The 10,053-nt window shown below is 45.5% G+C and carries 6 protein-coding genes and 2 rRNA genes (1 of these 8 running past the window's edge); 3 read left to right on the forward strand and 5 right to left on the reverse strand.

Annotated elements, in window-relative coordinates; genetic code table 11:
- Nucleotides 1–6 precede the first annotated feature (6 nt).
- Complete coding sequence (locus HUN05_01740) at nucleotides 7–717, forward strand: IS6 family transposase (GenBank protein ID WDP84039.1); 711 nt, start codon at nucleotides 7–9, stop codon at nucleotides 715–717.
- Here HUN05_01740 and HUN05_01745 read toward each other — a convergent pair.
- Together HUN05_01745 and HUN05_01750 are read right to left on the reverse strand one after the other, a co-directional pair.
- Entirely contained in the window at nucleotides 653–1,243 is a 591-nt protein-coding gene (locus tag HUN05_01745; GenBank protein WDP84040.1) for a PAS domain-containing protein, read from the reverse strand. The two genes, HUN05_01740 and HUN05_01745, sit on opposite strands and share 65 nt — an antisense overlap.
- 1,494 nt (nucleotides 1,244–2,737) lie before the next feature.
- Nucleotides 2,738–3,751 (reverse strand): prohibitin family protein, encoded by a 1,014-nt coding sequence (locus HUN05_01750; GenBank protein ID WDP84041.1) that lies wholly within the window; start codon nucleotides 3,749–3,751, stop codon nucleotides 2,738–2,740.
- 233 nt (nucleotides 3,752–3,984) lie between these two features.
- Here HUN05_01750 and HUN05_01755 point away from each other — a divergent pair, with 233 nt between their 5' ends.
- Nucleotides 3,985–5,154, forward strand: coding sequence for an IS4 family transposase (locus HUN05_01755; protein WDP87881.1), 1,170 nt, complete (start codon nucleotides 3,985–3,987; stop codon nucleotides 5,152–5,154).
- A gap of 7 nt (nucleotides 5,155–5,161) precedes the next feature.
- Here the strand turns inward: HUN05_01755 and HUN05_01760 are convergent, their stop codons facing one another.
- A complete protein-coding gene (locus HUN05_01760; GenBank protein ID WDP87882.1) occupies nucleotides 5,162–5,818 on the reverse strand; it encodes a hypothetical protein in 657 nt (218 codons plus the stop codon).
- Nucleotides 5,819–5,837: 19 nt separating this feature from the next.
- Between HUN05_01760 and HUN05_01765 the strand changes: the two genes are divergently transcribed.
- Nucleotides 5,838–7,049, forward strand: a complete 1,212-nt coding sequence (locus tag HUN05_01765; protein WDP84042.1) for an IS256 family transposase — start codon at nucleotides 5,838–5,840, stop codon at nucleotides 7,047–7,049.
- Nucleotides 7,050–7,537: 488 nt separating this feature from the next.
- Here the strand turns inward: HUN05_01765 and rrf are convergent.
- Both rrf and HUN05_01775 read right to left on the reverse strand, forming a co-directional pair.
- A 5S ribosomal RNA gene (gene rrf / locus HUN05_01770) occupies nucleotides 7,538–7,654 on the reverse strand.
- Nucleotides 7,655–7,777: 123 nt separating this feature from the next.
- Nucleotides 7,778–10,053, reverse strand: a 23S ribosomal RNA gene (locus HUN05_01775) (it continues 711 nt past the right edge of the window).

The raw sequence follows: 10,053 nt of genomic DNA on the forward strand, positions 1-10,053 counted from the left end.
GATAGTATGAAAAATGAAAACCCTTTCAAGTGGCGTCATTATGAAAAAGAAATCATCCTATTGAATGTTCGCTGGTATCTGAGATATCAACTGAGTTACAGGAATCTGGAAGAGATGATGCAAGAACGGGGCTTGTCTGTGGATCACAGTACCATTTACCGATGGGTTCAGCGCTATGCTCCTGAAATGGAAAAGCGAAGCAGGAAGTATCTGCGGCAATCAAATGATTCTTACCGTATTGATGAAACATATATCAAGGTGCGGGGGAAAATGAAGTATCTTTACCGAGCGGTCGATTCCCGTGGAAATACCATCGATTTTCTTCTTCGCAGCAGACGTAATATGGAATCTGCCAAACGATTTTTTAAAAAGATGCTGCGAGCTTCCAATAGCTCCAGACCTCGGGTTCTGAGTGTTGACGGAAATCCTGCATATCCTCCGGCAGTAAAGGCTTTGAAAGAAAAAAAGCTTCTGAATAAGGACTGTATCCTAAGACAGAATAAATATCTGAACAATATTATTGAGCAAGACCACCGGTTTATCAAAAAGCTTGTCAGAGCTGGTATGGGGTTCAAGACATTTCATTCTGCCTGGCGGACGCTAAAAGGCTATGAAATTATGAACATGATCAGAAAAGGACAAGTTAAAAATATTAGGAAGGGAGAAATTTTAAAGCAGAAAGAATTCGTCGAAAATCTGTTTTCTTATGCTGCGTAAATTTTACGCCTGAACGATCTCTTTGTCCTGGAAATATTTTTTGCAACAGAACCGTTTTTTCCCTGTCAAGGGGGTGAATAAAATCAATAAAAGAAGACCCCTCAACCTCCTGCCTTGTGGCCCCGGCCATTTCCACAAACCTTAAATTCACATATTCAATCTTTTCATTTTTAATGATACAAACCCCGTCCGGAGAGTCTTGGATCAGCTTCTGGTATTGCTCCTTGGAGGCATTAAGCTCTGCCTCCGCCCGGGTCCGGCTGTCCAGTTCCGCCTCGTATGCCGTGTTGGTAACCGACAATTTTACCGATTGTTTTTCAACCATTGAAAAGGCGTGGGAAAACCTGTTGGACAATAACAATGCCTGGGAAAAAATAAAGACAAAAAGGCCCAAAGGAACCAGGTGGATGGTAAAAATGACCTGCCGGGTGTAAAGAATATCGTTGACAACGGTCAGAGGGATAAACAAAAACCCGAGAATAAAAATCAAAGATCCTTTTCGCCTGTTCGCCACCGCCTTTCCCACGGCCCACATCCCGTACCCCAGGACGCCTATGCGTGATAACCTGGAAATAGGGCATGGAAAGACTAAAAATCCGGGTGGGTGTAAACATCACAACCATGGAAAACCCAAGCCCTGTCAAGCTCAACAATCGAACCGCCCTGGACGAGACCTCTTTGGGAAACAAGGACCGGGCATAAAGGATAAAAATGGGAACAGACCAATAAACGGAAAGGTAAATCAGAATGAGCAAAAATCTATAGTTCAATCCATCATAGGCCTGGACAAGTATACGCTCCCCGCAGGTCATGAGCCTCAGGGCAATGAAAAAGTTGAACAGTCCAAAATACAGGGCCGACCGGTTCTGCCTCCGGGCACCGTAAAGGCCGATCTGGTATAGGCACATGATGAGAATGGCCCCCAGCAAAAAAAGGTCCAGGCCCATCCGCTGATTCTGCATGGCATGGATATCTTTGGGAAGCCCCAGAAAGACAGCCTCCCACATCCCTCCCTGCCAATGGTGGAAATTGGAGACATGAACCACCAGATCCATCTGACTGCCAGGCCCCTCAAAATCAACAATGGTCGGTAAGTATTGAGGAACGCTTTCAACAGAGGTTTTTCCCGGGATGCCCGCACCAACAATCTCTTTTCCATTGACAAACAATCGAAAGGCAGTGGCCATATCCAGTGTTTTTAATGAAAACCTTTGGTGTCCCGGGGGGAGAAGAATCTTAAGGGCATAGGTGGCAAACCCATGGCCTTTTATCTTTTGTCCCTGTATGCTTGTTTGGTTCCAGGCACCGGGAGCATTGATCAGTGAGGGGGTCAACTCATTGGGCATCCCAAGGTCTTGGGGCATGACAAAACACTGCCAGAAGAACTGCCACTCACCGGCCAGGGGCAAAGGGCCCCGGGCTTCAAAATCCCAATTTCTCAGGTCCAGAACCCCGTTAACGGCTCTGGGGGGGGGGGCGAATTTTCCCGACATCCGCAAATAAGAAAAACCAAGACCAGAAAAACGGCCCACCCGGTACGAAAAATCAATGTCCGCATCATGTGCTGGTAATATCCAAATGAATAAAAAAAAATTTAGGATACTAGGAAATATGATTTTAATCAACCCGCAGGCGCTATCTTGACAGGGCTCACGCATGTAAATATTGTAAAGTGCCTATAGTTTTGATTGGTTCAAGTATCATCCAAACATAACTTCCTCCAGATATTTGATATCCATAGCAGCATTCAACCTTTTGGTTTTTACACTCCCTTTAAATGTCTTATTGTTCCGTAATAAATTTAATGCAATATGCCGAATCGCTGCAAAAGTCTCAGGAGAGTTCCCCTTTCTGACTCTGCTTTCGTCTTCACGGAAGGGAATGTTTTTTGCAACAGAACCCTGAAGACGGCTCAGCGGCCCCGGGCCGGATGGAACGTTTTATGCGGCGTCTTAAACCATGGGATTAGCACCGAGCATCGTGTCGCGGCACGGTTACTAATCCTTCAGGCGTTATGCTTTTATTTTCTAAATTTATCCAAATTCAAAAAAGGTAAAGGAGAGGTTGTATTTGGGTCAAGAATAATCAAATGATTCCCGTCCTGAAGCTCTTTTAAAACATTCATGCTTTCAAGTTTTAAATATCCTTCCAATGTTATTACATCAATGATTTTACGTTTGGCTTTAGCTTCTGCATCCGCCCTTACAAGAACGGATTGAGCTTCTATCCTGGCGGCCTCCAATTGTGCATTGGCGCCTATTAACATGACTTCTTTTTTCTTGTTCGCTTGAATTAATGCGGCTCTTTTTTCAGCGACTGCCTGTGCCTCCTTTCTCTCCTGGTCGACCTTAAATTTTTTAAGTTCTTCTTTGGCTTTTTCTGCTGCTTGGGCTGCTTCTTTTTTTCTCATTACCGCATTGGTAATGATACTTGGCAATGTTACTTCCCTGATTAAAAGCTTTTCAATTTTGATGCCTTTTTTTGCCAGGATAGAAAGGCCGGAAAGCAACTCAACTTGAATTCTTTGCTGAACAGCTTGTTCATAAAAATTTTCGGCTCTTGCAACGCTTTTACCAATTTCCCGCATCTGGCTTCGTAAAAGCGGCATCATGTGAACCTCAAGAACCTCCTGTGGTGTGCCGGTCTCTTTGAGCATTATCGGTGCCTGCTCTTTAATCAGACGATATTGTATGGACAGCTCAAATTTTGTAATCAACTGGTCAATGGAAGGAACGCCCATGGTCTCTTTGTAAGTTTTCTGTCTTGCATCAAATAAGGTTATTTTTACAAGCGGATTGATAATGTGAATCCCTTCTGTATAAATACTTGTTTGAACTTTGCCAAACAAGGTACCAACGCCTACATGACCTGCCGGTATGGTTGTAAAGAATCTGGTCACGATAAAAACAGCAATGAAAAATATAACAATTCCCCCAATTCCAATGGTAACTAAGTTTCGTGGAACTCTTTTCCGTGATTTTGCTTCCCTTTCAACTGCGAGGTCAGATTGATCAAAGTCTGCATCAGCGCTCATTTTGATTCTCCTTTTACCTGATTCAAATAAAAAAATATTTTTGTTTGGCTTTAAATGTACATTTATTAAATTTGGTGACTTTTATCAATGAGATATAATTATAAACAGTAGTGTCCGGTTAGGTTGTTGCATATAAAAAGCATCTAAAATCATTGAAAAAACAGTCTGTTTTGTGTTGACAAATGTGCGTAAAAATTTTTGTGCGCCTTGAAAATTTAACTCAAGGAGCTCAAATGACGCACATCTCAGTCCCTAAAAAACAACTACGGTCCCTGAACTTTGACAATTTCAGGTGCCCTCTGATAAAGTCACTTTCAAAAGCACCGGAATTACAATCTCGAGGAGACCGCCCTTTAAAAATGACATTCGAAGACCAGATAAATGCTTTGGTTTATTTCCATCTTCAGGAGCACAAGTCTGCCCGACATTTAATTCAGGATCTCAAGGAGAATGTTTTTGCTAAAGAAAATATTGCGCCAGACGGTGGTATCAGCCGTAGTAGTTTCTGTGAAGCCATCAATCACAGGGGACTCGAACAACTGCAATTTATCTTTGAGGATCTTTATAAACAGGCTCTTGAGTGTCATCCGGGTGAACACGCCGAGTTAGGAGAGTTGGTTTCCATTGACGGTAGTCTCATAAATGCAGTCCTTTCAATGCACTGGGCGAACTACAGAAAAGGAAGTAAAAAAGCCAAAGTACATTGCGGATTTGACATTAATCACGGAATCCCAAACAAAATCTTTTTGACTGAAGGCAACGGCGCTGAACGCACTTTTGTTCCCAAAATACTTTCCAAGGGGCAAACAGGTGTTATGGATCGTGGATATCAATCCCATAAAGAATTTGACCTGCTTCAGGAGCAAGGCAAACATTTTGTCTGCCGTATAAAAACCAGGACAACAAGAACAATTATTGATAACCACGAGACCCCTTCCGACAGCTACATTTTTTATGATGCACTGGTTAAACTTGGTACTCCGAATCAAAACCAGACGAAAAGGCCTGTTCGGGTTGTTGGCTATAAAATTGCTGGCGTCAAATACTATGTGGCAACTGACAGGCATGATTTAACAGCGGAACAAATAGCAACAATTTATAAACTCCGGTGGACCATTGAGGATTTTTTCAAATGGTGGAAAGAACATCTGAAGGTATATCATCTCATTGCCCGCAGTGAATACGGCCTTATGGTTCAGATTCTTGGCGGCCTTATCACTTACCTGTTACTGGCAATCCATTGCCAAAAACAGTTTAATGAAAAGGTCACGATCAAAAGAGTTCGGCAGCTGCGAACCGCCATTCTAAATGACCTGTTTGGCTGCGAGGAGCAGGGCTCTCATAGTTCAAACAGGGACAATATTGTCAAAGATCAAAAAATTATTGAGCAAGCAAAAACCTAACCGGACATCACTGCCTTTTTTTAGCTCTTACCGCAAGAAAAGCAACCACAACAGCACCGGTTAAAATAAGCAGGGCAATAACCGGCCGGTAGAAAATCCAGGCAATGGCGATCACGATTGCAGACAGGATCAAGGTTAAAAGAAAGGCAATGATGCCGATACCGAATTCAACAATATTTCCAATAAAAGGAACCACATCGGCAATCACGGAAAGGGGGTTAAGCAACAGGAAAAATCCGATCATCATCAAAAAGACGCCAAGGCAACGAAGTCCCCATGCCAACAAGGTGTTGGCGCTTTGGGCATTTTTAAACATGGCGGCAGCTGAAAAAAGGCCGACGGACAATTCTTCGATCTGACCTCCGGTACTTGTGGTATACGGCCCAAAAGAGTCCTTTTTTTGCTGGGCAACCAGGGTAATATCCGTTGGCATTACCGCGGCAAACCGAATCTTTAGATCGCCAATTTCCGGTCCATCTTCATCGTTGCCGATATAATAACCATTATCCGACAATTGAACCTGGTGCAGTGATTGGGGAAGCGCGTCTGCTGAAACCGGCGCATAGGCATTAATCTGCCGAACCAGGTGACCGGGAAGGGTAAAGGCACTCAGGAGAGGGCGTTCAAAATTCTGTGTCAGTTGAATGAAAGCTGATATACTCAGCTAAATAAGGAGAACTGACATGACCGAAGAAAACACCGAATTTGATTTTCAAAAAGCCCTTAAAGGCATCCAGGAAGGTAAACCCTTCACAGGTAAGGGCGGCGTCCTTACATCATTAATCAAAAATCTTGCTGAAGCTGCTCTTGAAGGAGAGTTGGAGTCCCATCTCGGGCAGGAAGTTTCTGCCAACCGCCGTAATGGAAAAAGCAAAAAGACCATTAAATCCCTGGATGGTAAATTTGAGCTGGAAACCCCGCGTGACAGGGCCGGAACCTTCTCTCCACAGATCGTCAAAAAACATCAGACAACGCTCAGCGATGAAATTGAAAGAAAGATAATAGCCCTTTACGGCCTGGGCATGAGTTATAATGATATGGCTTCCCATTTACAGGAAATCTATGGACTTGAGATTTCAAATGCCACTCTGAGCACCATTACCGATAAAATCATCCATACCGTCAAAGAATGGCAGGCCAGGCCGTTGGAAAATGTGTACCCAATCGTATGGCTTGATGCCATACATTATAAAGTACGAGAAAACGGAAAGGTCAGCAGCAAAGCCGTTTACACAATTCTTGGGGTGAATATCGAGGGCCGCAAAGAGGTTCTTGGGCTGTACATATCCGAGAATGAGGGTGCGAACTTCTGGCTGCAGGTGTTAACAGACCTTTCAAACCGAGGGGTAAAAGATATCCTGATTGCCTGTGTTGATGGTCTAAAAGGTTTTCCCGAGGCCATTGAGACCATATTCCCGGACACAGAAGTTCAACTCTGCGTAGTCCACCAGATCCGAAATTCATTGAAATACGTTGGTTCCAAAAATAAAAAGGAATTTATGACAGATCTAAAACGTGTTTATAAAGCGGTCAATAAGGATCTGGCCGAAGAAGAACTGGATATCTTGGAAAATAAATGGAATGACAAATACCCGATTGTGATAAAATCCTGGCGGAACAACTGGGAACGCCTCAGTCATTTCTTTAAATATCCAGAAGAGATTCGACGGATAATATACACCACAAATACCATTGAGGCTGTGCATCGACAGTTTCGAAAACTGACCAAAACAAAGGGATCATTCCCGAACCAGGACAGCCTGTTAAAGCTGCTTTACATGGGGATCCAGAACGCCAGTAAAAAATGGACAATGCCGATTCAAAATTGGTCACTGACAATTTCCCAGTTGGCAATTTTCTTTGAAGGCCGGCTGGATAAAGAGCTGGGAATTTGATAGGGATTTATTTACAGATGGAAAAGATGGTTCCAGGAACTCCACTCCAGCAAAAGTCAACTCCTCCGACGTGGCTGATTGAAGGCCCATTCTCGGACCTGACTTTTACTTCCGCTGGCGCTGAGGCAGATCCGGGAACCGAAACCGTGACACAGAATTCTGAACATTCCTTCAAACGCAAAAGGCCCAACCACGAGTATCGTGATTGGGCCTTTTGAAGAATAACCCGGCAAGGTTCTAAGTGTGGGCTTCAGCCGACTCTCCCAAATGGTCCCCTTGGTGTCCACCATCGATCTAAGGCGCTTGCCTTGCCTACGATCGGGTGTGGTCGCGATGGAAATGCCATAGCCATACCCCGGGGACCCTCTTTATCAAAAGGAATAAATACTCTCAACCGAATAAAAGGCAGTACTCTGCATAAAAGGCCGTATTTCGAAAAAATAAAAAAGCCCTGACCATATTTCTATGATCAGGGCTTTTAAAGAATAATCCGGCGGCGTTCTACTCTCCCACACAGTCTCCCATGCAGTACCATCGACGCTAAGGCGCTTAACTTCCGTGTTCGAGATGGGTACGGGTGTGGCCGCCTTGCCATTGCCACCGGATTAAAATGGCTGGATCTTGGAACTTCTGATTGATGTTCTTCTACATGTCCCAGGGATCCTAATTTGTTATCTGTTGTAGTAAATTTCAATATGTCTGCATTAAAGCGTTTAATCTTGTTTATGGAAAAAAGTGGCTAAGCCTCACGACCTATTAGTACCAGTTAGCTGAACATGTTACCATGCTTACACACCTGGCCTATCAACCTCGTAGTCTTCGAGGGGTCTTCAGTACTTGCGTATGGGATATCTTATCTTGAAGTTGGCTTCCCGCTTAGATGCTTTCAGCGGTTATCCATACCCAACTTAGCTACCCAGCAATGCCGCTGGCGCGACAACTGGAACACCATTGGTTGGTCCAATCCGGTCCTCTCGTACTAGGATCAGATCTCCTCAAATATCCTGCGCCCACGAAAGATAGGGACCAAACTGTCTCACGACGTTTTAAACCCAGCTCACGTACCACTTTAATTGGCGAACAGCCAAACCCTTGGGACCTGCTCCAGCCCCAGGATGTGATGAGCCGACATCGAGGTGCCAAACCGCCCCGTCGATGTGAACTCTTGGGGGCGATAAGCCTGTTATCCCCGGCGTACCTTTTATCCGTTGAGCGACGGCCCTTCCATTCAGAACCGCCGGATCACTAAGACCTACTTTCGTACCTGCTCGAAATGTCTCTCTCGCAGTCAAGCTCCCTTATGCCTTTGCACTCTACGGCTGGTTTCCAATCAGCCTGAGGGAACCTTCGCGCGCCTCCGTTACTCTTTGGGAGGCGACCGCCCCAGTCAAACTACCCACCAGACACTGTCCCTAACCCGGATTACGGGTCGAGGTTAGAACACTGAAATATGAAGGGTGGTATTTCAAGGGTGACTCCACACACTCTGGCGAGCATGCTTCCAAGTCTCCCACCTATCCTGCACATCATATCCCAAAATCCAATGTCAAGCTGTAGTAAAGGTGCCGGGGTCTTTCCGTCTTTTCGCGGGTAGACGGTATCTTCACCGCCATTCCAATTTCGCTGAGTCTCTGGTTGAGACAGTGTGGAAGTCGTTACGCCATTCGTGCAGGTCGGAACTTACCCGACAAGGAATTTCGCTACCTTAGGACCGTTATAGTTACGGCCGCCGTTTACCGGGGCTTCAGTTCAGTGCTTCGCCGAAGCTAACAAATCCCCTTAACCTTCCGGCACCGGGCAGGCGTCAGACCCTATACCTCGTCTTGCGACTTTGCAGAGTCCTATGTTTTTAGTAAACAGTCGCTACCACCAATTCTCTGCGGCCCCCCACAGCTTATAATGAAAATTAATCACCATAGGGGGCATACCTTCTCCCGAAGTTACGGTATCATTTTGCCGAGTTCCTTAACCAGAGTTCTCTCAAGCGCCTCGGGATACTCTCCCTGCCTACCTGTGTCGGTTTTGGTACGATCACCTGCTATCTCGATAGAGGCTTTTCTTGGCAGCATGGGTGCAGTCAGTTTATGGAGCTAAGCTCCTCCTCATCACTTCTCGGCCTTAAGATCGGACGGATTTGCCTATCCGATCAGCCTACCAGCTTGAACCGTCTATTCCAACAGACGGATGACTTGCCCTCCTGCGTCCCCCCTTCTCTCAAACGATAACGAGGTGGTACAGAAATATTAATCTGTTTTCCATCGACTACGCCTTTCGGCCTCGCCTTAGGGATCGACTAACCCTGAGCAGATTAGCTTTACTCAGGAAACCTTGGGCTATCGGCGAGCGGGTCTCTCACCCGCTTTATCGCTACTCATGTCAGCATGGACACTTGTGTAATCTCCACATTGGCTCGCGCCAACGATTCTGCGACAACACAACGCTCTCCTACCATTGTATAAATACAATCCGAAGCTTCGGTACTATGCTTTAGCCCCGATACATTTTCGGCGCAGATCCACTCGACCAGTGAGCTGTTACGCTTTCTTTAAAGGATGGCTGCTTCTAAGCCAACCTCCTGGTTGTCTGGGCATTCCCACATCCTTCTCCACTTAGCATAGATTTGGGGACCTTAGCTGTCGGTCTGGGTTGTTTCCCTCTCGTCCGCGGAACTTAGCTCCCGCGGGCTGACTCCTAAGCTCTAACTTGTTGGTATTCGGAGTTTGGTTAGGTTTGGTAATCTGGTGAGACCCCTAGCCCATCCAGTGCTCTACCTCCAACAAGAAACGCTTAAGGCTATACCTAAATATATTTCGGAGAGAACCAGCTATCTCCAGGTTTGTTTGGCCTTTCACCCCTATCCACACCTCATCCGAACAGTTTTTAACCTGTGACGGTTCGGGCCTCCACGAGATTTTACTCCCGCTTCACCCTGGACATGGATAGATCACCTGGTTTCGGGTCTACTCAGTGCAACTTATCGCCCTATTCAGACTCGCTTTCGCTA

Origin of the sequence: Desulfobacter sp., from assembly GCA_028768545.1 — a bacterium.
Classification (GTDB): Bacteria; Desulfobacterota; Desulfobacteria; order Desulfobacterales; family Desulfobacteraceae; genus Desulfobacter.